Below are 26,151 nucleotides of genomic sequence, written 5' to 3'. Positions count from 1 at the left end.
GCCGAACAATCGTTTTAGTGCTGAAAAAAATGCAGCTTTTCGGCGCCGCTTTGAACAGTTAACACATTTTTATCAAGCAATGCGCAATCGTTTTTGTTAGACTGCGCCGCAATTTCGCAGGACATCTTTTTCTATGGTCTGGATTGATTACGCCATCATCGGCATCGTCGGTTTCTCTGCTCTCATCAGTCTGGTGCGCGGCTTCGTCAAGGAGGCCATGTCTCTTGTCACCTGGTTCGTTGCCTTCTTTATTGCCAGCCATTTCTATCCCGATCTCGCCGTCTATTTCACCTCCTTCTCCGACGCGCTGGTTCGCAACGGTCTGGCCATCGCGGCGCTGTTTGTGGCGACCCTGATCCTCGGCAGTGTGGTCAACTATGTGGTGGGCCTGTTGGTGGACAAGACGGGTCTCTCCGGTACCGATCGGGTGCTGGGGGTCTGCTTCGGTGCAATTCGCGGGGTGCTGATCGTCAGTGCCCTGCTTTTTTTCATGGATACCTTCACCAGCCTCTCCCAGAGCGACTGGTGGGTGGCGTCCAAGCTGGTGCCGGAGTTCAAGCCGGTGATCCAGTGGTTTTTCGGGTTCATGTTGAACTCATCCAGTTTTCTTAAACAGGTATAGTGACTTCGAGGTAGCAAAGACATGTGTGGTATTGTCGGTATAGTTGGCACCACCCCCGTCAATCAGGCCCTCTACGACGCCTTGACGGTGTTGCAGCACAGGGGACAGGATGCCGCCGGGATCGTGACCATTGATAGTGGAAACTTCCGGCAACGCAAGGCCAATGGCCTGGTGAAGGACGTGTTTGAAGTGCGCCACATGCAGCGTTTGCAAGGGAACATCGGCATAGGTCATGTCAGATATCCCACCGCAGGTAGCTCAAGTGCCGCTGAAGCCCAACCTTTTTATGTGAACTCGCCCTACGGCATGGTGCTGGCCCATAACGGCAACCTCACCAACGCCAAGGAGCTCAAGGAGCAGCAGTTCAAGGTCGCCCGCCGTCACATCAACACCACCTCCGACTCGGAAGTGCTGCTGAACGTGCTGGCCCACGAGCTGGATCGTTGTGACAAGATGGCGTTGCGCCCCGAAGATATCTTCGCCGCGGTGCGCAGAACCCATCAGCAGATCCGCGGCGCTTATGCGGTGGTCTCCTTGGTGATTGGTCATGGTCTCATCGGTTTTCGTGATCCCAACGGCATTCGCCCGCTGATCCTCGGTCGTCGTCAGGACGAGCAGGGCCAGGTGGAGTACATGCTCGCCTCCGAGAGCGTGGCACTCGACGCCATCGGTTTCGAGACGGTACGGGATATTGCGCCGGGTGAAGCCATCTACATCACCGAGCAGGGCCAGCTCTTCTCCGAGCAGTGTGCGGAGAACCCGCAGATGAGCTCCTGCATCTTCGAATACGTCTACTTCGCTCGTCCCGATTCGTGCATCGACAAGGTCTCGGTCTACGCCGCCCGCCTCAACATGGGTCGCAAGCTGGGTCAGAAGATTGCCCGCGAGTGGGAAGATCTCGACGTCGATGTGGTTATCCCCATCCCCGAGACCTCCTGTGACGTGGCGCTGGAGATCGCTCACACCCTGGATCTGCCATACCGTCAGGGCTTCGTGAAGAACCGCTACATCGGCCGTACCTTCATCATGCCGGGCCAGACCCAGCGTAAGAAGTCAGTGCGCCGCAAACTCAACGCCATCAGCTCCGAATTCAAGGGCAAGAAGGTGTTGCTGGTGGATGATTCCATCGTGCGTGGTACCACGTCCGAGCAGATCATCCAGATGGCCCGTGAAGCGGGGGCAGCCAAGGTCTACTTCGCCTCGGCGGCGCCGGAAATTCGCTTCCCCAACGTCTATGGCATCGACATGCCCACCGCCAACGAGCTGATCGCCCACGGCCGTGAAGTAGAAGAGGTGTGCAAGCTGATTGGCGCTGACGGCCTGATTTTCCAGGATCTGGAAGATCTGGAAGCCGCCGTGCGGGAGATCAACCCGGATCTGCGTCACTTCGAGACCTCGGTGTTCAATGGTCACTACGTCACCTCCGACGTGGACCAGTCCTATCTGGATCACCTCAACGCCCTGCGCAACGATGACACCAAAGCGGTGCGTGAATGGCAGGAAGGCACCAGCAATCTGGAAATTTTTAACGAAGGCAGTTAAACGTTTGCGGTTTTGCCAGATGGGATAGCGAGATGGGGGCCAGTGGCCCCCATTGTCGTTTTTGCCTCACACCGGCAGAAGGGGGAGGAGATATCTGTTTGAAAAATATCCGCTTATCTTGCCGGATATGGGCATGGTCAGCGGGATCCGCTAGCATAGGCGGCAACATATATGACCGATACGCTTTAAGAGACGAGAGTTCAGATGGATGATCTGCTAGCCCCAGTGCGCCAGTTTTTACAGTGCGAGACCCCGGATGAGTGGGTGGAGATGGCGCGGGATCCGGCCCGTTTACCGACCCTGCTCATCGATCACGCCAACTGCGAGACCAAGGCCGCACTTACTGCCCACAGTCTGGTGCGCCGCTACTGCCTGCCCAAGGGCAAGCGCCATCTGCTGCCCAAGCTGGAGTTTTATCGCGAGCTGGATGCCATTCCGGAGAAGGCCGAGATCCTGGGCAAACGCAGCATGGGAGAGTCTGATCGCACCGTCTTTGCCGAGCTGGAACGCAATCCGCTGCTGTTTCCCATGGTGCGGCTCATTCAGGAGGAGCTGCACCACTTCGAGCAGGTGCTGGAGATCATGCAGGCCCGCGGCATCGAATACGGGCCGGTGACGGCCTCCCGCTATGCTCGCCAGTTGATGCAGCATGTGCGCACCCATGAGCCGGCCACCATAGTCGACAAGATGATCATCGGCGCCTATATCGAGGCCCGCTCCTGCGAGCGTTTTGCCAAGCTGGCCCCCCATCTGGACGAAGAGCTGAGCCGCTTCTATGTCTCTTTGCTGCGCTCCGAAGCGCGTCACTATCAGGATTACCTGAGCCTGGCCGAACAGTACGCAGGGGAGGATATCAGCGAGCGGGTAGCCTTCTTTGGCAAGCTCGAAGCCGAGCTAATCTGCTCACCGGATCCGCAGTTCCGGTTCCATAGCGGCCTGCCTGTCACATCTGACAGTTGTTGACGCACAGGGGGGCAAACTACTATTGCCCTGTTCCTACTACGAGCGACAAGTAGTTACTTTTGAGCGCAATTCCCGGCCCTGAGCCGGGATCTTTTTTTCTGTCGTACCTCCTTCCTGCTTTTGGCGCTCTATGCTGAATCCCTGGCTATTTTTGCGTCTTCCCATTGCGATGAAATCCTGTTCGATCAGCCGGTTATTGTGGTGATAAAGTGCTCATTCAGGTGGCTCACCCTTGTAGAAACGGGCGAAACCGTGTACTTTTTTGCCTTCGCAAGATTTGAATAACCAATCAATAGGAGCGTGTATGCGCATTGTTCTGTTGGGGGCTCCGGGCGCCGGCAAAGGTACCCAGGCTCAGTTCATCATGGAAAAACACGGTATTCCCCAGATCTCCACCGGCGACATGCTGCGTGCGGCGATCAAGGCGGGCACCGAGCTCGGTCTGAAAGCCAAAGCTGTGATGGACGCAGGTCAGCTGGTCTCTGACGACATCATCATCGGTCTGGTCAAGGAGCGCATCGCTCAGCCGGACTGCGCCAAAGGCTTCCTGTTGGACGGTTTCCCGCGCACCATTCCCCAGGCGCAAGCCATGAAGGACGCCGGTGTCGTGGTTGATTTCGTGCTGGAGTTCGATGTGCCGGACGAAGAGATCGTCAAGCGCATGAGCGGCCGTCGCGTTCACTCCGGCTCCGGCCGTACCTACCACGTGGTGTTCAACCCGCCGAAAGTGGAAGGCAAGGATGACGTGACCGGTGAAGATCTGGTGATCCGCGCCGACGACGAAGAGACCACAGTACGCAAGCGTCTGGATGTATATCATCAGCAGACCGCGCCGCTGATCGGTTTCTACGGCAAAGAGGCGGAAGCGGGCCACACCCGTTACGTCAAGATCGACGGCACCCAGCCGGTTGATCTGGTCAGCAAGCAGCTTGCCACCATTCTGGGCTGATCTTTGCTGCCGGCACTGTTTCCCGTGCCATCAGATAAATAAAGAGAAGGGCCCTGTCGGGCCCTTTTTGCATAATGACAGATAGACAGGAAGCCAACGTGACCACGAAAACCGGAATATTGCTGGTCAATCTGGGTACCCCAGCCGCACCGACCACCGCTGCCGTCAAAGCGTTCCTCAGCCAGTTCCTGCACGATCCCCGTGTGGTGGACCTGCCCCGTTACCTCTGGTGTCCGCTGCTCCACTTCATCATCTTGCCGACGCGCTCGCCCAAAGTGGCCAAGCTCTATCAGCAGGTGTGGACCGAGCAGGGCTCGCCGCTGATGGTGATAAGCAAGCAGCAGCGCGCCGCACTGGAGCAGGAGCTCAAGCGGGAGGGGGTCGAGGTGCCGGTGGAGCTGGCGATGACTTATGGTTCCCCGTCAGTGAATGATGGCTGGCAGGCGCTCAAGGCCAAAGGGGTCAACCGGGTGATCCTGTTGCCGCTCTATCCGCAATATTCGGTCAGTACCACCGCCTCGGTCTTCGATGCCTGGGGCAAGGCGATGAAGAGAGAGCGCAATCTGCCGGTGGTACGGCTCATTCGTGATTATCACGCCCATCCCGAATACATTCAGGCGCTGGCCATGAGCGTGCGCCGTCACTGGGAGCAGCACGGTCAGGGTGATCACCTGCTGATGTCGTTCCACGGTATTCCCGAGCGCTACGAGAACGAAGGGGACCCCTATGGTCACCAGTGTCGCCATACCGCCAGCTTGCTGGCCGAGGCGCTCGGGCTGGAGGCCGGGCAGTGGACGGCAAGCTTCCAGTCCCGCTTTGGCAAGGAGGAGTGGCTCAAGCCCTACACAGACGTGACCATTGGCGGTATGCCTGCTGCGGGCATCAAGCGGCTCGATGTGATTTGCCCTGCCTTTGCGGCCGACTGCCTCGAAACCCTTGAGGAAATTCAGGTACAGAATCGGGAGATCTTCATGGAGGCCGGTGGCGAGCGGTTTGAATATATTCCGGCCCTCAACAGCGATCAGGCCCACATCCGGATGATGGTCTCGCTCATCTGCCGCGAATTGGCATGAGTGACCGGCAGTCAGTCAAACAAGGAGTCGAGTCATGGTACATATCACACTGATATACGCAGGCCTGCTGGGGCTGCTGTTTCTGGGGCTCTCCTTCTGGGTGGTCAAACGCCGCGCCCAGTTCGGGGTGATGATAGGGCAGGGGGAGGCCCCCGAGCTGCTGGCGGCGATCCGGGCCCACGGCAATTTTGCCGAGTATGTGCCGCTGACCCTGCTGCTGATGGCGCTGTGCGAGCTCTCCGGTGCCGGTGCGCTCTGGCTGCATGCCGGTGGCGCCATGCTGCTGGTCGGCCGCATCCTGCATGCCATCGGCATCCAGATCCCCAAAGCCCCCAATGTGCCCCGTTTTCTGGGTACCTTGCTGTTCTGGCTCGCCCTCGGCCTCTTTTCGGTACTGGCCCTTTTGCAGGGCATGGCGGCCGCCTGAAAACAGGCGCTTTTTTATGCTAGGGAACCACCTCGGACGGGGTGGTTTTTTTATGGTGAAAAGGCAAACGTTTTTCCTTGCAGCCTTGTCTATACTGACTCCATTATTTAAACAGGGCGACTTTTCGGGGCGGCGGATTGTGTTAAAATCCCGCCCCTCTTTTCCCCAGAGCACAGAACATTGCCATGAAATTTCCCGGTCAGCGCAAGTCCAAACACTACTTCCCTGTCGACAGACGCGATCCCCTGGTTCCGCAAAATCCCCTGTTAACTGAGCTGGGCAAAGCCTACGTGGTCGGGATTGATCAGACCCTGGTTGATATTGAAGCCCATGTGGATGAAGACTTTCTGACCCGTTATGGTCTGAGCAAGGGGCACTCCGTCGTTATCAATGACGACGTGGCCGAACGGATTTATGACGAGCTCAAGGCCAACAACATGGTGGTGAGCGAGTTTGCCGGTGGCACCATTGGCAACACGGTACACAACTACTCGGTACTGGCCGATTCCCACTCCATCCTGCTGGGTGTGATGAGTCAGGATATTCGAATCGGCTGCTACGCCTACCGTTATCTGTGCAACACCTCTTCCCGCGTCAATCTGGACTATCTGCAGCCGGTGGATGGCCCCATCGGCCGTTGCTTCACTTTCATTACCGAGTGCGGCGAGCGCAGCTTCGGTATCAACGCTGGCAAGATGAACCAGCTGGATGTGCAGCACATTCCGGAGGATGTGATCAAAGGGGCGTCTGCACTGGTGATCACCGCCTATCTGGTACGCGGTGACGATGGTGATCCGATGAAAGAGGCGGCCATGACCGCGGTGCGTTATGCCCGTGAGGCCGGTATTCCCGTGGTGCTGACCCTGGGCACCCGTTTCGTCATCGACGAAAATCCCCAGTGGTGGCGCGACTTCATTGCCGAGAACGTGACCGTGCTGGCGATGAACGAAGACGAAGGGGAAGCCCTGACCGGCATCGCTGATCCGCTCGGTGCTGCCGACAAGGCGCTCGACTGGGCCGATATGGTGCTCTGTACTGCTGGCCCCATCGGCCTCTACATGGCGAGTTATACCGACGAGGACTACAAGCGCGAGACCACTCATACCCTGTTGCCGGGCGTTATCCCCGAGTTCAACATGTATGAGTTCAGCCGCCCGATGGCCCGCGCCAAGTGCCGTAAACCGGCCCGCATCTACTCCCACATCTCCCCGTATATGGGGGGCCCGGAGAAGATCAAGAACACCAACGGGGCAGGGGATGGCGCGCTTTCCGCCGTGCTGCACGACATGGTGGCCAACTCCTATCACCGGATGAATGTGCCCAACTCCGCCAAGCACATCTCCGAGTTCCTGACCTACTCCTCACTGGCCCAGGTGTGCAAATACGCCAACCGCGTCAGCTACGAGGTGTTGGCCCAGAGCAGCCCCCGTCTCTCCCGCGGTTTGCCTGAGAAAGAGGACAGCCTGGAAGAGGTTTACTGGGAGCGTTGATCTCCTGAATCTGCAAGACGCCTCCATCGGGAGGCGTTTTTGCAGGCAAATGGGGGTTATCCCGGCTTTTTTCCCAGAATAACCCCAATATGCTTGAGTCCATGTCACTTTTGCGACACCATTTGGCCATCGTATTGTCGCCCGACAATGCCGCAGCACCCGAAAGAAAGAGAGAATCCCATGAGCATGCTTAACGACAACCTTGACGCCAATTTCCAACTGTTTATCGAACAAGTCCGCGAGTCGGGTCAGGTGTGGGGTCTGCGCTATGGGGAAGACTGGGTCGTCTGCCGCTCCGCCGAATTTGAAGATGCCGACGTGATGCCGCTCTGGTCTGCCGAAGAGGACGCCCGTCTGCACTGCGTCGACGAGTGGGCCGATTACGAGCCGGAAGTGATCGATCTGGAAGAGTTTCTCGATATCTGGATCAACGATCTGGACGAAGACGATGTACTGGTCGGCCCGAACTGGAACGCCGATCTTGAAGGTCAGGAGCTCGAACCTATCGAGCTGGCCAAGGCACTAGTTGAGCTGGACGCCTGAAAGCGCCTCCATTGATGGCCTGAATGCACAGGCCATCGGGACAAAGACCGGCATCCGTGAGGGTGTCGGTTTTTTTATGGTCGAATGGTCCGATTGATGAGTTAAAAGCCGATTTGCCTTTGCACCTGTCAGGGGGATGGTCCATCATCAACCTTTTGCCAAGGGAGGAGCGCCATGTTTGTATTCGACGTAACGGGAGCTGCGGGTGAGAAGGCCAGCATTCGGGTGCAGGCGCTGGATTGGGCGCAAGCCGGACCAGTGACCTTCCAGTGCGATGATGATCAGCTGGCGGTCGTGCTCCTGAGCGGTTGTCGTTGCGATGCGGTGGGCTTTTTCAACCTGTTGGCGGGGTGCAAACCGCTCTATATCGAGCAGTGGCTCAGCTATCTGCAAGAGAGCGGTCGCATTGGCAAGTGGAGCCACCAGACCGAGAGTCCCGCCGATGGGGACTATCTGGCCAGAGCCGGTCTGGAGCACGATGAGCTCAATACCCTGCTTGGCCAGGTCTATCAGGTGGCGGGGTTCAATCGCCTGCAAATCAACCGTTACCTCAAAAATCGCCACAACCCCACCACGCTGGCGACCCGTTACGATCAGAAAGAGCTGGAGCGCTATCGCCAGCTCAATGACATCATTCTGACCCTGTTGAAGCTGAAGCATCCTCAGTAAAGAGCCCCAGCTGGCTGATATCCGGTCGCAGCGGTTGCGGCCGGGCGATCAGATAGCCCTGCAAGCCATCCACATACATCCCCTGCAGCAGCTGTTTCTGGCCAAGCTGTTCTACCCCCTCAGCAATCACCTGACATCCCATCCGATGTGATACATCGACGATCATCCGCACAAACTGCTGGTTGGTCTGATCCTGCTCCAGCCCGGTAATAAGGGCAGGATCCAGCTTGATGTAGTCGGGCTTGAGCTCGCGAAACAGGGTAAAGGAGCCGATCCCCTTGCCGAAATTGGCGATGGCCGAGCGGCTGCCGTTGCGGCGCAGCAGTTCAAATACCCGCTTGGCACCGGTCAGATTGCGTTCCAGATGCTCTTCATCCAGCTCGAACACCAGATTGGCGCTGGTATTGGGATCTTTGAGCAACTGGCGGTCAAGCCAGATCAGGAAGGCGCTGTTTTGCAGCAGGTTGGGGGAGAGATTGACTCCCCAGCGACTCTGATTGGCACCAAAAGCCCGGTATTGACGCATTATATGAACAATCACCAGTTGCTCCAGCCGCATCACCATATCGAGCCGCTGGGCCATGGCAAACAGGGTGTCGGTGGGCAGGGCGGTACCATCGCTGCCGCTGAAACGGGTGTAGATTTCGTTGTAGGCCAGCATGCTGCGGTGCAGGGGCTGGATTGGCTGATAGGTGAAGCTGAGTCGCTCCTGTGCCAGCACTTCAGTCAGCACCTCGCGCCAGTGATGCTGTCCCTGCAGATCGGAGACGTTGTCATCCTGCTGGATGGCCCAGCCATTGATGGTTTCGGTCTGGGCGCGTGCCAGCGCCAAATCCGCCCTGGCCAGCACGGCTTCGATTTTCTGGCCGCTGCTGAGCTTGGTCAACCCCGAGTAACCTGTGCTCTCCAGCTCGTGTTGAGCCTGATAGTGATCGAAAGCCACTTTCAAATCCTGTCCCAGCAGATGGGGGGGAATATTGGCCACCGGTTGCACCAGCACGGCGAAATCAGCCCCCGAAATGCGATAGACCTGATTGCCCGGGAAGCGGCTCACCACCCGCTTGATAAGGGCCGCCATGTCCTTGATGTAGGCATCACCAGACTGGAAGCCGCGCTGGGCGTTGATCTTGCCAAGCTCGGTGGCGCGGATCAGCACCAGACTTGCGGTCTGGGTGTCCTGATCCCGCTGCAGCAACTCGGTCATGTCGCGGCGAAAGGCGTGGCGGTTGAGTAGTTGAGTCAGCTCGTCGGTGGTGGCCAGATTGCTCAGTTCGGTCAGCTGACGATGGGCACTCTGTTCGGCACTCTCGAACTGTTCCAGCAGCTGTTGCAGCACTTCCCGGGAGGCGGGCTCATCAAGCTGTGAGGGATCCCGGCTCCTGATGGCCTTGACCCAGGTGAGCTCCTGATGCTGGACCATGCCGTCCATGGTGCGCATGGCCAGCATTAACAACAGGATCATGCCGAGCAGTGTGGTGGCCAGAATAACTGTCAGAGTGAGCGGTGTGCTCTGAAGGGCCAACCAAACTGCTTGCAGGAGCAGCAGGGGTATGGTCACTATGGTGGCGATCATGAAGAGGGGGCGTCCAAGCTTGTGAACCATCTTTTTATCCTTGAAGTGGCTGCTTTATGAGGGAATTTTAACCAAGCTTGCGGTGCAAAGCATGCTATTCCTCGCAACTCGGTGAAAAGGGTCAATTGAAATCGGTTAAATGTGAGTGAAACCACTTTCACAGGTACCGAAACAGGCGAAGATGAGTTGAAAACAGATCAAACAAGGCAGAGGTAAATCATGTTGTTAGAGCCAGAAAATAGTGCCAAAGCACGACAATTGTTGAACCAGAGTATGGCACTGGTGCTGGCAGGTGGACGTGGCAGTCGCCTGAAGCAGTTGACTGACAACCGCGCCAAGCCTGCCGTCCATTTCGGTGGCAAATTCCGGATCATCGACTTTGTGCTCTCCAACTGTATCAACTCGGGGATCCGCCGCGTTGGTGTAGTCACCCAATACAAATCTCACAGTCTGCTGCGTCACCTGCAATCGGGCTGGTCCTTCCTGCGTTACCAGATGAACGAGTTCATCGACCTGCTTCCAGCCCAGCAAAGGGTGGATGAGGTGCACTGGTATCGCGGCACCGCCGATGCCATCTATCAGAACGTCGATATCATTCGTGACTACGGCCCCAAATACCTGGTGGTGCTGGCTGGGGATCACATCTACAAGATGGATTATGCCGCCATGCTGCTCGACCATGTACGCCTCGGTGCCAAGGTGACGGTAGCCTGCATCGAAGTGCCGCGGGCAGAGGCATCCGCCTTCGGGATCATGGATATCGACGAGCAGCGCAAGATCCGCGCCTTCGTCGAAAAACCGGCCAATCCGCCTGCCATGCCGGGTTGCGAGGATCGCTCGCTGGCCTCCATGGGGATCTATATCTTCGAGGCGGAGTACCTCTACCAATTGCTGGAGGAGGATATTCACAATCAGGACTCCAAACACGACTTCGGAATGGATGTGATCCCCCGCATTGTGGAGGAGGGGATGGCCTTTGCGCACCCCTTCAACATGTCCTGTGTCGGGGCACGCGAGGGGCAAAAGCCCTACTGGCGTGACGTGGGTACACTGGACTCCTTCTGGGAAGCGAACATGGATCTCGCCTCCGTGCTGCCCGAGCTCGATATCTACGATCAGAACTGGCCTATCTGGACCAGCCAGACCCTGACGCCACCGGCCAAGTTTGTGCAGGATCGCAATGGCCAGCACGGCATGACCATCAACTCCATGTTCTCGGGCGGTACCATTGTCAGCGGGTCGTTTGTGCTCAACTCGGTGCTCTTTACCAATGTGCGGGTGCACTCCTTCTGCACCCTGGATCAGGCCATCATCTTCCCCGGGGTCGAGATTGGCGCCGGTTGCCGTCTACGCCGGGTGGTGGTGGATAAAGGGTGTGTGCTGCCCGATGGGTTGGTGGTGGGCGAGAATGCCGATGAGGATAGCCGCCGCTTCTACCGCTCCGAGCAGGGGATTGTGCTGGTGACCAAGGAGATGCTGGACAAGCTGGTTTGAGGAAACCCCTTGAAACTGTGTCAGACGCTGTAATGCAAAGGGAGCCAATTTGGCTCCCTTTTTCATGCTGGTGAATGGCGAGGATTACTCGCTAACCACTGCTTTAGCGGCCATCACCATGGCGGTGCCGTGCTTGCCACCGGCAGCGGTCACTTGCGGTACACCATCTTCGTCGGTGTCGCTGCCGGCACCTTCGATGATGTTCTCGCCGGAGTCACCGATCCACTCGGCCATCTGCATGCCACCGTTGACGGTGCCACGGAACCAGCTGACGTATTGACCGGTCAGCTTGGCCAGCTCCAACTCGGGCGCCTTCTCGGCCCCTTCGTTGCGCAGGTTCAGCATGGCGGAGCGCAGGGCGCCGGAGATGGCAGCCTGGGTCCAGGGAGTGTATTCACCCTGTTTACCCGCCAGCCAAGTGCCCGCCTTGGCATTGAAGTAGGCCTTGTCGGTGGCGATAAACAGCTCGCGGGCGGCGGTGCGGTACTTGGCATCGGAGGTAGCGAGGAAGGCGGCAGTCAGACCACGGATGGCGGCGAACTGCGCATCGATGGAGTGGCCGGCATCGAGCTTGCCACCTAGCGTGATGCCGTCATGCACCAGACCATTTTTACCCTTGAGGTTGGCAAGGATGAAATCGGCCTGTTTGCGGATCAAGTCGAGCGCCTCTTGACCCTGCTTGGTCTTGAGGTTCAGCTCGCCATTGTCACCGGCGGCGTAACCGACCGGCAGCGCGTCCTGAGCGCGCTGGAAGATCTGCAGGGCGACCAGTGCGTAAGCGGCGTCAAAGGTGGTGACGTGCTTGCCCTGTTTGCCTGCCTGCCAGCTGTCGACCAGGGTGCCAGCCTTGGTATCAAAGTGCAGGGCTGCCAGGTTCTTGAAGGTGAGGTTGGAGAGATTTATCGCCAGCGAGAAGGCATCGCTGCCTGTGACCGCTTTGCCCAGGTCATTGGCCTTGTTGGCAGCCGGTGCGGCGGCAAACGGCGCGCCGTCAAACACGGCGTGGAAGGCCGGGTTCTGGTTGGTGTTGGCGCTGCGCTGATCGCTGAAGGCATAGAACTCGGAGAGCGGCCACAGCATCATCCAGGCATCGCGCAGCTGGGCGGAGCCATCCACCACCTCCAGCTTGCCGATGGCCCCGGCATCGTTGTTGCTGGTTTCGGTCACTTTCACCTGATGGGGGAAGTAGACAACGCCCTTGGCCGGATCGTACTGCGGGGTGATCCTGGCGCCCAGTTGCTTGCCATCGAAGCCAAGCTGGTTCTGCATGATGGCCAGCTTGTCGATGGACTGCTCGGTCAGCATCATGCCATTGAAGCCATCGGCGGCAGAGACGCCCAGCTTGTGCTTGCCATCCTGATCCATGGTGGCGGAGGCGGCTTCTACCTCTTCATCGGTTTCGGCTACGTGCATGCCGCCGAGGAAGTCCTGGGACCACATCACCTCTTTGAGCAGGATACCGCCCACCGCTGCGGGCACCAGCAGGTTGTCGCTGCCGCTCCAGCGCAGGGTGCTGTAGTCGCGGAAGTAGGCGGGCACCTGGGTCTTGACGGTTTTCTCGGTCCCTTTGGCGGTCTTGATGGTGATCTGATCGCCATTGACCGGAGTGGCGTTGACGGCCTGGGCAAACTCCGGATTGGCGGAGGCGTAGGGCAGGGAGAGGGGATACATGCCTTGCGGCACTTCATCGGCCGGGAAGCCGACCGCATCGGCCATGGCCAGCACCCGTTGCCCCAGAGAGGCCATGGTGCCACCACGGGCCAGGTTTTGCGGCCCGTTCACCAGATGTGGGCCCATGCCGGATTGGTAGTTGAGGGCGTACATCGCCTCTTCGGAGTATTCGTAGGATTCGATGCCGGCAGCGAAGTCGAACGGAGTTGGTTCATCGGCACGGTTGGCATCCAGCACATCCAGATCCAGCCCCAGTGCTTCGGCCAGCGGCTCGCCAGAGAGCTCGAATTCGGTATAGGCCAGCATGTTGGCGGCGGTATTGAATGTCTTGTCTTCGACCTTGACGGCAGCGTGTGCGGCGCCGCTGATCAGTGCGCAGGCGATCGCCTGAACCAGTACGGTTTTTCTCATGTCCCTTCTCACCATTGGTTGGTTTTATTATTGACGCTTCTCATGACGAATCTAAATGAGAATGGTCTGCATTATGCTGTGTTGAGGGGGACTTGAGAAGTAAAAAACCGCCCCATTCGGCTGCACGTTAAACCGGATGTGCGCTGTCGAATAGGACGGTTATCTGTTGAGCGCGCTGAAAGTGCCAGTGCGGCGGTGATCAGAGCAGCTTGAACGGGATGACCAGACGGCCCGGCTCTACCTTGAGGGCTTCAACCTTGTCCTTGATCCTGGCTTCGTTCTTGCGGCTGCTGTCGAGGCGGTAGACCGGGGTCTGCGACAGGAACAGGGAGAGCGACTGATTGAAGGTGGGCAGCAGTGGGGTGAGGGCGGCCCCGATATCGGCCGGCTCGGTCTTGACCGAGATCAGTTCAAGGTCGCGCAGATAGATGGCGCCCTGATCGGCCACATAGTCGGGGCGGGCACTCAGGGCAAAGCGGATCTTCATCTGCTGGCTGCCAAGGGGGCTGCTCACCTGCAGGTCGCCAGCGGCATCCAGCTCGATGCGATCCGCTTGTTTGCGGCCGATACGGCTCTGCATCTCATCCAGACGGATCTTGCTCGACATGATGCCGGGGATCCCCAGCTGTTTTTCAAAAGAGACCTGATCTTTGAGGTACTGGTTGATTTCGGCCTCGCTGACATTGTACTGGGTCAGGGAGCAGGCCCCCAGCAGCAGGGCGAGGGGGAGTAACAACAACTGTTTCAACATGATGGATTCCGCTTGGGCAACTATGATGGCGCTATCTTACGCGATAACGGGCGTGGAATGAGAGCCTCATACCGTGGGAAATCACGGAGTTGCTGCATTCCCGATTGTTTTTTGGCAACCGCCGGGTTCATCATCGACGAGTGAGCGGAATAGGGCTGAGCTGTTGGCTGCGGGCGCAGGTCTACGCCTTAAGCAGAGAGAAGAGCACAGAGAGCGAGAAGAGCAAAGAGAACGAGGAGAGCGTAATGGTTCGGATGGGCAAGGTTGGCTGCAGGGCGCTGCTGTGGCTTGGCTGCATGATGGGACTCTGGAGCCCATCGCTGTGGGCCGAGGTGAAAGTGATCCCGGTATTCGAGGCGCAGGCCGCGGTGCAGACCCTCAAGGAGATCTATCCCCAGCTTGGGGTGAGTGCCATGGGTAATCAGCTGGTGCTGAGCGGGACGCCAGCCCAGCTGCAGGAGGCCGAAGCCACGCTGGCGCAGATCAACCAGCCACCGCAAAGCCTGCTTATCGAGTGGCGGGTCGATGGTGCCGCCAGCGGTCAGCAACTGGGAGGCTCAATCAGTCGCGACGAGGTCAAGCGGCAGTGGTTGCTCGATGGCAACTCCCAGCAGTACCAGCGCAGCCAAAACGACAGCTGGCAGGTGCGCGGGCTTTCGGGCCGTCCCGTGCTGCTGCAGATGGGCTCCTATCAGCCGGTGACTTTCTACCAATGGAACGGGGGCGCCGTGGTGGGGATGATGCCGTTGGTGAACGGCCTCTATGCCACGGCCACCTTGATTGGCGATCGGGTGCAGATTGCGCTGAGCAGCGAACAGGCGAGGCTGGATCAGGGCACCATCAATCGTGGGCAGAGTGCCACCGAGGTGAGCGGGGCCCCAGGCCAGTGGCTGACGGTGGGGGAGCTCTCGACCAGCTCGGCAGATCAGGGGAGTAGCCTCGGCACCCAGCTACAGGGCGGACGAGGCAGCCAGAGCGAGCGCCAGACCCTGCAGATCCGGGTCACCCGCCAATAAGCAATGTAGTGGTCTAATCATCCCGGACACCATTTTAGGTGGTACAGTCGCCACCATGACCTGAGGTGTTCAATGACAAGATTACGTCGCTCATTTACTGCCGAATTCAAGCTCGAAGCCGCATCCCTGGTGCTCGACCAGGGATATTCTGTCCCTGAAGCCAGCTGTTCACTGGATGTCGGTGAAACCGTACTGCGTCGTTGGGTTCAGCAGCTTCAATCCTAACGAATTGGCACTACCCCAATCAGCAAAGCGCTGACTCCGGAGCTGCAGAAAATCCAGGAGCTGGAAGCCCCATCACTCTGGTCTGCCGCGCTTTCGATGTTCCCACCTCCTGCTTTTACGACTATCTGACTCGCAGGCGGACGATTAACCGTGAGCGTATGCAGCAGCGCTCTGAGTTGCGCAGGTTGTTCAAAGAAAGCCGGAACTCAGCGGGCAGCCGCGCCTTGATGTCGATGATGCGAGAGTTGGGGTATCAGATTGGCCGATTCAAAGTACGTAACCTGATGAAGGAAGCCGGGCTGGTATCCAAACAGCCGGGCGCACACCGCTATAAGGTGGCACAGTCTGAACGACCGGATATCCCCAATCTGCTGGCCCGTGAATTTGATGTCCAGCAACCCAATCAGGTGTGGTGTGGCGATATCACCTACGTCTGGGCAGGTGGTCGTTGGCATTACCTGGCAGCGGTTCTTGACCTGCACACCCGGCGGGTCGTGGGCTGGGCGATGTCAGATAAACCAGATGCAGAGCTAGCCATCAAAGCACTGGAGATGGCCTATCAGCAGCGGGGTTGCCCATCCGGTGTGCTATTTCACTCTGACCAAGGCAGCCAATATGGCAGCCGGGCATTTCGGCAACGAGTGTGGCGCTATCGCATGACCCAGAGTATGAGTCGTCGTGGTAACTGCTGGGATAACGCCCCGATGGAGCGACTGTTCAGGAGCCTGAAGTCAGAGTGGCTCCCGGCTATGGGATATATGAGCTTGCGAGAAGCGAAACGAGATATCAGTTATTACCTGATGGATTACTTACTACAACTGGCGGCGTCCACATTGCCACAATGACGGGATACCGCCAGCAAAAGCCGAAGAACGGCCTAACCAAGTGTCCGGATTTAGTTGACCACTACATTATGACCTGAATTGAGGCTATTGGCAGCGACGTGTCGTCAAGTCACCAAGCTTTCACTATCACCTATTGCAGTACCGGCACAGCTGGTGCTGCAAGTCGTGAAGGTCTATCCCGGTAGCATGGGGGGCTACCAGTTTGGTTCATAACTCCAGCTCGATTATGGGGATCTCCCAACGTTCGCTGCGCATCTTGGGTTGATACTCTTCTTTCTCCTGTTCTTTACGTCGTTCCACCAGAGCAATCACTCGGGCTTCACGGATGCTATTCATGTCGAATTTCCAGGTCTCTTCGCCGAGCAGGGAGAGGCGAGCTATTTCGTGATTCTGGTGATACACATGAAGCTTGTTGTTTTTATCGGGAGCGATACGCACGGCATCGCCAACCTTTATCTGACTGAGCAGGCGGTGGATACGATGAGTCTCGCTACTGCGTCCGGCATAGCCCAACACCAGTTGCGACATACCCATCATGGCAAAACGACGTTGTCTGTCCGGTCGGGTTGCGTAAGGTCTCTGCACGTAGCAGTGGGAGGCGATCAGTGGAATATGGGGATTACGTTGATCGTGGCGAGCCATGAGAACCAGCCTTTCGATAGCACGTGTCATCCCCACATAGAAGAGGCGCCGCTCCTCTTCCAGGTTACTGGTCGATAGCTCCGCCGCGCGTTGCCAGCCGCCGTCGAGAAGTATCACATGGCGATACTCCTCCCCCTTAACCCCATGTACCGTACTTAACAATACCCCTTTACCGAAGCGGATCTGGCGCTTTTGCTCGCTCAAATACTCGTAGAGGAACATCAGGAAGTGGTGGGCAGAAAGAGCGTGCTCTCCCTGGCTGGCTTGCCATTGAGCAATCAGATTGTGCAGTAGCTCCTCCCAACGGTTGGCCAGTGAGAGTGGAGGGAGAGGGGCTGCAAGTTGCTCCGCTGTCAGCAGGGCATGACCTTGCTGTTGTAGCCAATTCTGATAGCGCAAGATTTCACGGCAGCGATGCACAGGAAAACCGTTCTCTTTATCCAGAGTAAAACGACAGGGAATATCGGCATCTGCCAGCGCCGAGCGAACCCAGGCCAGTTCCTCCTTCTCCAGCCCATTACGGGCCAGCACGGCGATAGATTCCAGCGGGCAAGTGGGAGTCTTCTCACGGATAAGCGCGATATGTCTCACAACCTCGGCTGCCTGTTGCGCCACATCCTGGCACTGCTGGATGATGACACGGCCCTGTGCTGCCTCCAGTCCCTCCCAGTGCCCCCCGGCCACTTCCATCTTGCGCCTGTCGTCGATCTTGATGGGATGTGTACGCTTCATGCGATCCTGATTGTGCTCAATCACGCGGTTGGAGGTCTCGATGATGTGGGTGGTGGAACGATAGTTCCAGGTCAGGAAGTGAGTCTGGGCATTGTAGTCGTGCTCAAAGCGGCGAATAAAGCTGACGTTCGCGTCGCGAAAGGCGTAGATCGATTGGTCATCATCACCCACAGCCATCAGATGCAGTCGGGCCTCCTCATCCTCTTCGCTTTTGCCCACCAGTGCCGCGATAAGCTGGTACTGTTGTTCATCAATGTCCTGATACTCGTCGACGAGCAGAAATTGCAATCCACCGAGCAGCTTTTCCCGCTGCTCTTCCAATTCGAGACCGAGCTGGTTCTGCTCCCCCCGGAGCAGCTTGATTGCGTCATCAATGATGGTGGTAAAGTCGATATCGTCGGATGTCCGGTTTTGCACCGCATTGCCTGTCAGACTCATTGCGAGACCGTGAAAGGTGAATACCGAGACCCGTGCTCCGTCACGCCCCAGCAACTCGGTCAGGCGTCGGCGCAGGGACATCGCCGCATTATGGTTGTAACAGAGCAACATGATCCGCGATGGGGAGATTTGCTTGACCCGCATCAGGTAGGCGCAGCGGTGGATAATCACCTTGCTCTTGCCTGACCCCGGGCCTGCCAGTACCAGCAAGTTTTGCTCGGGCGGTGCCTGAACGATCTGCTCCTGGGCTCGGTTGTGAAGATCTTCGACAATGCGCTTCCAGGAGTGTTCGCTGGTCGCCAGCTCCAGGATTTTGTTGCGCCCTTTGAAGTAGTGACCGAGGAACTTGTCAGCTTCCATGGAAAAGTAGTCTGTCACCAGCTTTTTGGCTTTCTTGAAGTGCTCCAGGCTGATGCGGGCGTATTCATTCATCACATGGATCTGAATCACCTTCTGGCGATAGTGATGCTCAAGCGGCTGATAGTCTGCCTTGTTGTATTGTTGCTGCCGCTCAGCGGTCAGCGTGAGGGTCATAGCGCTTCGGAACACGGCAAGACCATTTTGCAGCACGATGGCGTGTTGCTCATGCAGGTAGAGCAGTGCCCGCTCTGCCCCTTTGAGCAACCACTCCTGCTGGCTGCTTGCCTCCCGCTTGTTCATTAGCTGAGCCACATCCATGTCTTCTCGCAGGTATTTGACCAGTTGTTCCAGGGCAAATGACAGCATCACTTGGCGCTGGACACTCTCTTCGCTGCTTGCCAACAGGGTGTAGAGAAAATCGAGGGTGGCGCCAGTGACGCGATGGCGTTGCTCAATTGTCTGCTCAATCTGGGACCAGGTTCGGTTGAAGGTGAGTTGGTAAAGATCCCGAGAGAGATATTTGACATCAATGGAGCCTTTCTCGCCCCCCGAGCGACCATCCTGGGCCCAGCTGGTCAGCAAATTGCGCAGCAAGCCAGGGTTACACCGCTCATGCCCCAGATCTTTGATGGCCTGATTGACCAGTCGAATGTTAAAGATCAGCCCTTGCCCTGTATCAGGTTCGGGTTCTGTTTCACGCAAGGTGTCCAGCATCGCCTTTTCAATGCTGTGTACTTGCCCGCAGAGCACCTTGGCATTGTCTCTTCCTTTGGGGCGAAGCCAGGTAGTCAGTAACATCCCCTGAGAGAGCAGACCGACATCCGCCATCTGGGTGAGTACCCGCATCACTTCACTGGCCTGAACTCCACTTCCGTGATCGGCCATGTATTGGCCTGCCTCTTCGGCAATGGCATCGGCACTGAGACCATCATCATCGGCAGCACTCATCAGCGCCTGGATAACCGCTTGCCAGATGGCTTTGGCCTTGGGAGCGAGTTTTAGACTGTCTACCCTTTTCATTGCCTCTTCTGTGGAAGCAAACAGAGGGCGCCCCTGAAAAACCTGAGTGATGTTGTCGCTGCGCTCCAGATAGCCAGCGCGCTCGAGCCAGGCGATCGCTGTCTTGACCTTGGTATCCGCATTGGTGTCATCGGCAGCAAAGCTGGTTTCCACCTCAGGCTGGTTGATGAGCTCTGCACTGGTTGCGACCAGTGGCGGGTTGTTCTCCTGCTTGCCGCCTTTGCTGGCCCTGAGCCGTATTCCGCGCAGAATCTGCTTGATATCGCGCAGGCTGACTTCACTCATTGCCTCGAGCTGGAACTGTTTCTCGATATCCTGTTCATCAAACAGCAGTACGCAGTGGGCTTGTGCTGTATCGCGTCCCGCTCGTCCCGCTTCCTGTAGATAGTTTTCGAGGGAGCCGGGGATATCGGCATGGATCACCAAACGCACATCATCCTTGTCGATCCCCATCCCGAAGGCGTTGGTCGCGCAGATGACCCGGATCTCGCCATTGATAAATTGTTCGAGAGTCGCTTTTTTCTGGGCACTGTCCATTCGGGCGTAAAAGCGCGAGATCGGGAGGGATTGTTGCTGACCGAGGAAATCGGCCAGCTCGTCCACGCTGCGCTTGGTTGCGCAGTAGATAACGCAGGAACCGGGCTTTTCCTCACCGAAGAACTGCTCGAGCAGGTTAAGGATATGGCCCTGTTTATTGAGACCGGGACACTCAACGACGGCATATTCGAGGTTGGTACGTTCAACCCCGCCTTCCAGTCTGAGAAGAGGTCTGGGCTGTTTGTCGAGAAACTGGGCGCAAATATCCTCAATCACATCCGGTTTGGCGGTCGCGGTATAGCAGAAGACAGGAGGCATGGGGACCTGCTGTTCCTTGGCAATGGTGGCGATGGCCTTGGCACAGTAGAGATAGTCAGGGCGAAAATCATGCCCCCATTTCGACAGGCAGTGCGCTTCGTCAAATACCCAGCCACCGATCTGACGTTGTCGTATTGCTTGTTTGACTGTGCGGTTGCGCAACTGCTCGGGGGAGATATAGAGCAAGGCGATATCCCCCATACGGATCTGTTCAAGAATCGCGCCTCGCTCTGGTAGCGTCAGCAGCCCCGAGATAGCGGCAACCCCTTCAATACCGGCCTTGTGTTTAAGGTTGTCCACCTGATCCTTCATCAGTGCCTGCAGGGGGGATATCACGACCGTGAGAGCACCGCTTCGCTGGTTACGCACCAGTGCCGGGAGCTGGTAGCAGAGCGACTTACCGCCGCTGGTTGGGAGTATGCCGAGCAATGCGACGCCAGCCATGGCTTCCTCGATCAAGGTCTTCTGCAATGGTGTCCCATCAGGCAGGTTGCGAAAGTTGTCGAGCTCGAAGATTCGCTGCAGATGGCGGCGTGCATCGTGGTTCTCCTGACAATAGCTGCAGTCAGCATGACCGCAGTGACGTTCACGAATTGTGTGAATGATTTCTGCGGTCTGGGGGAAGCGGCGCCAAATCCAGGGGGGCAACACGGAGTTCCCGCCGGACACGGGCAACCAGGCGCAGGCATAAGCCAATGGTAACAACAGCATGGGTTGACGCAGGGCATCACCAATCACCCGGTTGAGCTGATTGGGGCACGCTTTCTCATGGGCAATGCTCTTGATGAGAGTGGGTAGCTCCGAGCCCCGCACTGGCGGGCGGCCTGTCAGTCTGGCAAACACCAGTGACAGACCCTGAGTGTTAAATTGCGCCATGACTCCCTGGTCGAACAGATATTGATAAAGCTGCAATTGGGACAGGGGTAAGGCTTGCAGGGCTATCAACTGTTCCGAGAAGATCTGCAATGCGAGCCTTGCATCCGCGACCGGATCATTGAGGGTATCCCGAACCAGTTTGTAATCCTTGACCAAGCGGTGATAGGGGTTTTTGGGAAAGGCAAGGGGAGATAGATAGAGGGTATCTATTACCGGCTTTTCGAGAAGCAACTGGGGACGTACAGCCTGTTTGGCCAACCAGGGGAGATCAAAATCGAGAATATTATGGCCAAGGATTACCTCAGCCCCCTGTGCCAGAGCATTTAACGCCTTGAGGGAGAGATCCTGCGGGCCTTTGAGATTGAGCTCACGATCAGCCAGGAGTGCACCCAGATGGCGCAGCTTTTCATCCCTGGTCAGCTCAAGGTCAAAAGAAAGAATCTTGTCATCCCCAAACAGGGCCACGACATCAGCTGGGTTCATCAATAGCCATCTCCATCTGGCGTTGACCTATCATGGCGATAATAAGTGCCAACAGATCAGTGAGTTGGACGAATATTACCCGAAATGTTGAGCGGTGGCATCATTCAGAGCCCTCTGGCCGCGCTTCTTTTGGCTGGCATCCCGTTTTTGTAAATGCCTCTGCCCCCTTAATCGTTCATGTCTGTAAAGTGTCGTCCTTGTCATAGTCAACCCACTGATCTTGTGAGACTATTTCCCTTTATTTTCCGATTGGAACGCATTGTGTCCCTCGACTACTACCAGCGCCACGCCACCGAATTGGCGGCCCGTTACCAACAAGTATCTTCGCGCACTGTTCATTGCGACTGGCTCACTCTGCTGGAGCCTTGGCTCGTGGCGGCGCCGCGCCGGTTGCTCGATGTAGGGGCTGGCAGTGGTCGGGATGCCGCGTTTTTGGCCGGGCTCCATCAGGGCCACAGTGTGGTCGCTGTCGAACCCAGTCAGGCACTCGCTTCGCTGGGACAGTGCCGTACCCGGGATGTTGCAGTGGATTGGGTCAATGACGCTATGCCGGCTCTCTCTCGCGTGACCGGTACTTTTGATCTGATTTTGCTCAGTGCTGTCTGGATGCATCTACCCCCGGAGTCTCGTCCCTTGGCGCTGGCACGTCTTCATGAGCTGCTCTCACCAGATGGTTATCTGGTACTGAGTCTTCGTCTGGTTATCTCGGAGCAGGAGATGCGGGAGCGAGCCATGTATCCGGTAGCTGTCGATGAGGTGGAGCGGCTTGCATTGGAGGAGGGGATGACACTGCTCCATGTGTCAGAACCACAGGAGGATGCCTTGGCGCGTAGCGGCTTGAGTTGGCAGAGTCTGATCCTTGGGGGTGAACATGCACGCCTCCCCTGAGCAACAACTCGCTTTTATTGCCTATCTGCAACGCATCTTTACCGAAGGCGATTTTGTGGCCACTTACAAGTGCGCCTTGCTCCACGGGATTGCAGATATCGCGATTGAGCGCAGTACCGAGACCCATGATCTGACCGCGGCGCGCACTATTACGCTGGACGAACTGGCCACCAAGTTTGTGGAGCTTTATTGGCAGCACAGTCTGCCCTACTCGGCGACGGGAGAAACGGCTACCTTGCTCAAACAGAGCAGCGGTCGTCAGGCCATCATGCTAACGGAGTTGTCCCGGCTGCGTGCAGAGGGGGTCCGCTCGGTAACTGCACTGCGTCGGCACGACGCCTGGCGGCCTCTTCTTGCCCGAGTTCGGCGCATCCTTGTTGAGGGGCCCTTGTGGCGTCTGCAGATCCTGGGTGGGCGAGAGGAGTGCCACCTCTATCCTCATCAAAGGGGCGCGGATCATATCTGCCTGAACCCCGGAATTCTCTACTGTCTCCACCGCTTTTACGATCTGGTGGTCTCCCTCTCCCGACAGCATTGGTTGCAGCTTATCTGCGACATCAAGGGGAATCAGCCACTGATTGGCCCAAGTGTAGGGCTGGAGAATTTTCTATTTGGTTCAAGCCGTCAGGCGCTGGTACGGGTGGGGGAGGTTTTGAGGGACTTGCAGGGGGGAACCTGTTTTTACTGTAACAAGGCGATACACGGGAGTGGTGAGGTAGACCATTTCATCCCCTGGCGTCGTTATCCAATCGATTTGGGCCACAACTTCGTACTGGCACACGCCAACTGTAACCGGAGCAAACGGGATTTTCTCGCCGCTCCCGAGCACAGGGATGCCTGGTACGAGCAGAATATCCTGACCCATGGGGCGTACCTCACGGACGAGCTGTCCCCTCTGGTGAGCATCGACGCCGAGCGTTCTACCGCAATCGCCACTTGGGCCTATCAGCAAGCACTCCGTGAGCATGCTCGGTTGTGGCGTGGTATTGACCTGTTTGTGGACGTGACAGCCCCCAGTGTGGGGATGAGTAATCTAGGCTTCTCTAGACTCTTCTGAGGCAGATACGAAAAAGCCCAGCCAAAAGGCTGGGCTTTAGAATTTGGCTCCCTCGACAGGACTTGAACCTGTGACATACGGATTAACAGTCCGCCGTTCTACCGACTGAACTACGAGGGAATTGGCTCCTCCTACTGGACTTGAACCAGTGACATACGGATTAACAGTCCGCCGTTCTACCGACTGAACTAAGGAGGAATTGCCTGTCTCGTTAAGACGGGGCGAATATTAATGACCAGGGCGGCGGGTGTCAACCCGCGAATTTCTCGAAAACCGGATTTTCGGACTGTTTGCCCAAAAGTTGCGCTTTGCGGTTTATTTTCAGCACAATCAGTCCCTTGCCATCGCTCCCCCCAACCGGCGCAGGGGGCATGGGTTCGGTTCGCATCAACCTGATGATGACAGCATGATGTCGCGAACGTGCTGGTAACCAGGTGAGGCTCAAATGGTAATCTTTGTGGCTAAAAGGGGGAGAGCTGGAGTCAAGATCGGCGATTTGGCGGTAAATGGGCCAAATCATGGGGCAGAGTGCTTTTCATTGATCCTGCCCATCGAAAAAATGACCCGTCTGGAGTAAGGTTACGCAGGATACCATCGCCGCGTCGACAGCCCTGCCGGCCCTTGATGATGATCGGGCGCCGGATCTCTCCGGCCTTTATCTCCCTCTTCTGGTATTACGATATACATGCACAAGCAAGCCTCTTTAAATAGCGTGAAGCTCGCCATAGCCTTACGCCAGTCCTGTATTGATGAACCCTATAGCATGGCCCGCTTCGGCCGTGATCTTATCGCCGGTGTGACGGTGGGCATCATCGCCATCCCGCTCGCCATGGCACTGGCCATTGCCAGCGGTGTGCCGCCGCAACACGGTCTCTATACCGCCATCATTGCCGGAATCGTGATCGCCGTGACCGGTGGCTCCCGCTACTCCATCTCCGGCCCGACCGCTGCCTTTGTGGTGATCCTCTATCCTGTCGCCCAGCAGTTCGGGGTCGGTGGTCTGTTGATGGCGACGCTCATCTCCGGCCTCTTTCTGGTGGCGATGGGGATGGCCCGTCTTGGCCGCCTTATCGAGTACATTCCCCCGTCAGTGACGCTGGGCTTTACCGGTGGTATCGCCATCGTGATCGCCACCTTGCAGATCAAGGACTTCTTTGGCCTAAGCGTGCCCGAGATGCCGGAAACCTATCTGGGCAAGGTCGAAGCGCTGGCCGCCGCCCTGCCAAGCTGGCAGTGGGGCGATACCCTGGTGGGGGTCGCAACGCTGGCCGTGCTGCTGCTCTGGCCGCGCCTGCGTCTGCCGGTGCCTGGCCACCTGCCCGCAGTGCTGGTCGGGGTAGGTCTGGGTTTTGGCCTCCATTACTTTGGGGTGGATGTGGCCACCATCGGCAGCAAGTTCAGCTATACCCTGGCCGATGGCACTCAAGGGATGGGGATCCCGCCCATCGCGCCGACCCTGGTGATGCCCTGGGCCTTGCCCGGACCGGATGGTTTGCCAGTTGAATGGAACCTGGCGGCTGTTGAGCGGCTGCTGCCTGCCGCCTTCTCCATGGCAATGCTGGGGGCGATCGAGTCGCTGCTCTGCGCCGTGGTGCTCGATGGCATGACCGGTCGCAAACACAGCTCCAACGCCGAGCTGGTGGGGCAGGGGCTTGGCAACATCTTCGCCCCCTTCTTTGGCGGCATTACCGCTACCGCCGCTATCGCTCGCTCTGCCGCCAACGTGCGTGCCGGTGCTACGTCCCCCATCTCGGGGATCGTCCATGCGCTGGTGGTGCTGGCCGCCATTCTGGTGCTGGCCCCCTGGCTCTCCTGGTTGCCGCTCTCGGCCATGGCTGCCTTGCTGCTCATCGTGGCCTGGAACATGAGTGAAGCGCACAAGGTGGTGGAGCTGATCCGTCGCGCGCCCAAATCCGATGTGCTGGTGCTGCTGGTCTGCCTGTCACTCACCGTCATTTTCGACATGGTCATCGCCATCACCTTCGGGGTGATCCTGGCCTCCCTGCTCTTTATGCGTGAAATCGCCAAGATGACCAAACTGCACGATTTGGCCGAGCACAAGCGCTATGCCCACGAGGTGCCGGACAACGGCCTGCTCTACAAGATCAACGGCCCGCTCTTCTTTGCCGCGGCCGAACGGGTCTTTGCCGAGCTGGAAGCGCAAGTGAAAGGGCACCAGGTGCTGGTGTTGCAGATGGAGGCGGTTTCCATCCTCGATGCGGGCGGCCTGTCTGCCTTCCTCCACTTTGGCAAGCAGATGGCCAAAGCCGGGGTCGAGTTGCGGGTGGCCGAGTTGCAGTTCCAACCGCTCAAGACCCTGGCCCGTGCCAAGGTGCGGCCGCAGCCCGGCAAGCTGGAATTCTACGGTTCGCTGGAAGAGGCGCTCAAAGGTGAACATTTGCACGAAGCGGCAGTAAATTGATTGAAAGGGATACGAAACGGCATATTTTTGGTCACTTGGTTCGGATATTGAGCAAACGAACGCAAAAAGTAAAAAATTGCATTGACCAAAAGCCATCGTATCCCTTACATTACG

18 protein-coding genes, 2 tRNA genes and 1 pseudogene are annotated in these 26,151 nt (G+C 57.5%); 15 read left to right on the top strand and 6 right to left on the bottom strand.

Going from position 1 to position 26,151, the window contains the following annotated elements; all coding sequences use genetic code 11:
• Window positions 1–133: 133 nt before the first annotated feature.
• The 9 genes from G5193_RS19945 (at window position 134) to G5193_RS19905 (ending at window position 8,278) form a co-directional block, all read left to right on the top strand.
• A complete protein-coding gene (locus tag G5193_RS19945; protein ID WP_005337086.1) occupies window positions 134–622 on the top strand; it encodes a CvpA family protein in 489 nt (162 codons plus the stop codon).
• A 21-nt stretch (window positions 623–643) separates the two neighbouring features.
• On the top strand, window positions 644–2,164 hold the full coding sequence (gene purF, locus G5193_RS19940; RefSeq protein ID WP_005351229.1) for an amidophosphoribosyltransferase: 1,521 nt from the start codon (window positions 644–646) through the stop codon (window positions 2,162–2,164).
• A 204-nt stretch (window positions 2,165–2,368) separates the two neighbouring features.
• Window positions 2,369–3,127 carry a tRNA isopentenyl-2-thiomethyl-A-37 hydroxylase MiaE gene (gene miaE, locus G5193_RS19935; protein ID WP_005346385.1) on the top strand — a complete coding sequence of 253 codons (759 nt, stop codon included), beginning with the start codon at window positions 2,369–2,371 and terminating at the stop codon, window positions 3,125–3,127.
• A 304-nt stretch (window positions 3,128–3,431) separates the two neighbouring features.
• A complete protein-coding gene (adk, locus tag G5193_RS19930) occupies window positions 3,432–4,076 on the top strand; it encodes an adenylate kinase (RefSeq protein ID WP_005337083.1) in 645 nt (214 codons plus the stop codon).
• 98 nt (window positions 4,077–4,174) lie between these two features.
• Window positions 4,175–5,149 carry a ferrochelatase gene (hemH, locus tag G5193_RS19925; RefSeq protein ID WP_005351231.1) on the top strand — a complete coding sequence of 325 codons (975 nt, stop codon included), beginning with the start codon at window positions 4,175–4,177 and terminating at the stop codon, window positions 5,147–5,149.
• Window positions 5,150–5,183: 34 nt separating this feature from the next.
• Complete coding sequence (locus tag G5193_RS19920; RefSeq protein WP_005359993.1) at window positions 5,184–5,576, top strand: MAPEG family protein; 393 nt, start codon at window positions 5,184–5,186, stop codon at window positions 5,574–5,576.
• 185 nt (window positions 5,577–5,761) lie between these two features.
• A complete protein-coding gene (locus tag G5193_RS19915) occupies window positions 5,762–7,066 on the top strand; it encodes an inosine/guanosine kinase (protein WP_005337079.1) in 1,305 nt (434 codons plus the stop codon).
• A 180-nt stretch (window positions 7,067–7,246) separates the two neighbouring features.
• Entirely contained in the window at window positions 7,247–7,609 is a 363-nt protein-coding gene (locus G5193_RS19910) for a DUF2750 domain-containing protein (RefSeq protein ID WP_005337077.1), read from the top strand.
• A 174-nt stretch (window positions 7,610–7,783) separates the two neighbouring features.
• Complete coding sequence (locus G5193_RS19905; protein WP_042055706.1) at window positions 7,784–8,278, top strand: hypothetical protein; 495 nt, start codon at window positions 7,784–7,786, stop codon at window positions 8,276–8,278.
• Here the strand turns inward: G5193_RS19905 and G5193_RS19900 are convergent.
• Window positions 8,241–9,881: an EAL domain-containing protein gene (locus tag G5193_RS19900; RefSeq protein ID WP_421172589.1), complete on the bottom strand. Its 1,641-nt coding sequence runs from the start codon at window positions 9,879–9,881 to the stop codon at window positions 8,241–8,243. The genes G5193_RS19905 and G5193_RS19900 overlap by 38 nt on opposite strands.
• Window positions 9,882–10,070: 189 nt before the next feature.
• Between G5193_RS19900 and glgC the strand changes: the two genes are divergently transcribed.
• The gene (gene glgC / locus G5193_RS19895) at window positions 10,071–11,345 is read left to right on the top strand and encodes a glucose-1-phosphate adenylyltransferase (protein WP_005337070.1); all 1,275 of its coding nucleotides are present in this window, start codon (window positions 10,071–10,073) and stop codon (window positions 11,343–11,345) included.
• An 84-nt stretch (window positions 11,346–11,429) separates the two neighbouring features.
• Here glgC and G5193_RS19890 read toward each other — a convergent pair whose 3' ends face one another.
• Entirely contained in the window at window positions 11,430–13,427 is a 1,998-nt protein-coding gene (locus G5193_RS19890; RefSeq protein ID WP_421207047.1) for a hypothetical protein, read from the bottom strand.
• Between the two features lie 199 nt (window positions 13,428–13,626).
• Window positions 13,627–14,178 (bottom strand): lipoprotein, encoded by a 552-nt coding sequence (locus G5193_RS19885; RefSeq protein WP_216953405.1) that lies wholly within the window; start codon window positions 14,176–14,178, stop codon window positions 13,627–13,629.
• A 296-nt stretch (window positions 14,179–14,474) separates the two neighbouring features.
• Between G5193_RS19885 and G5193_RS19880 the strand changes: the two genes are divergently transcribed.
• A complete protein-coding gene (locus G5193_RS19880) occupies window positions 14,475–15,194 on the top strand; it encodes a hypothetical protein (RefSeq protein WP_410489650.1) in 720 nt (239 codons plus the stop codon).
• A gap of 72 nt (window positions 15,195–15,266) precedes the next feature.
• Window positions 15,267–16,322, top strand: a pseudogene (locus G5193_RS19875) (IS3 family transposase).
• 149 nt (window positions 16,323–16,471) lie between these two features.
• Here the strand turns inward: G5193_RS19875 and G5193_RS19870 are convergent.
• Window positions 16,472–21,670: a RecQ family ATP-dependent DNA helicase gene (locus G5193_RS19870; protein ID WP_421207045.1), complete on the bottom strand. Its 5,199-nt coding sequence runs from the start codon at window positions 21,668–21,670 to the stop codon at window positions 16,472–16,474.
• 261 nt (window positions 21,671–21,931) lie between these two features.
• Between G5193_RS19870 and G5193_RS19865 the strand changes: the two genes are divergently transcribed.
• Both G5193_RS19865 and G5193_RS19860 read left to right on the top strand, forming a co-directional pair.
• The gene (locus tag G5193_RS19865) at window positions 21,932–22,558 is read left to right on the top strand and encodes a class I SAM-dependent methyltransferase (RefSeq protein ID WP_416034159.1); all 627 of its coding nucleotides are present in this window, start codon (window positions 21,932–21,934) and stop codon (window positions 22,556–22,558) included.
• On the top strand, window positions 22,542–23,615 hold the full coding sequence (locus tag G5193_RS19860; RefSeq protein WP_421207042.1) for an HNH endonuclease: 1,074 nt from the start codon (window positions 22,542–22,544) through the stop codon (window positions 23,613–23,615). Before G5193_RS19865 ends, G5193_RS19860 begins: the two co-directional genes overlap by 17 nt.
• A 44-nt stretch (window positions 23,616–23,659) precedes the next feature.
• Here the strand turns inward: G5193_RS19860 and G5193_RS19855 are convergent.
• Window positions 23,660–23,735, bottom strand: a tRNA-Asn gene (locus G5193_RS19855).
• A gap of 2 nt (window positions 23,736–23,737) precedes the next feature.
• Window positions 23,738–23,813 (bottom strand) — tRNA-Asn (locus tag G5193_RS19850).
• Between the two features lie 487 nt (window positions 23,814–24,300).
• On the opposite strand from G5193_RS19850, the gene dauA reads away from it, so the two are divergent.
• Window positions 24,301–26,037: a C4-dicarboxylic acid transporter DauA gene (gene dauA, locus G5193_RS19845; protein WP_069528347.1), complete on the top strand. Its 1,737-nt coding sequence runs from the start codon at window positions 24,301–24,303 to the stop codon at window positions 26,035–26,037.
• Window positions 26,038–26,151: the final 114 nt, after the last annotated feature.

Origin of the sequence: Aeromonas sp. 601027, from assembly GCF_049174455.1 — a bacterium.
Taxonomy (GTDB): domain Bacteria; phylum Pseudomonadota; class Gammaproteobacteria; order Enterobacterales; family Aeromonadaceae; genus Aeromonas; species Aeromonas veronii_A.
The sequence above is the reverse complement of the archived record's forward strand: the minus strand, read 5'-3'. Positions and strand labels throughout refer to the sequence as shown.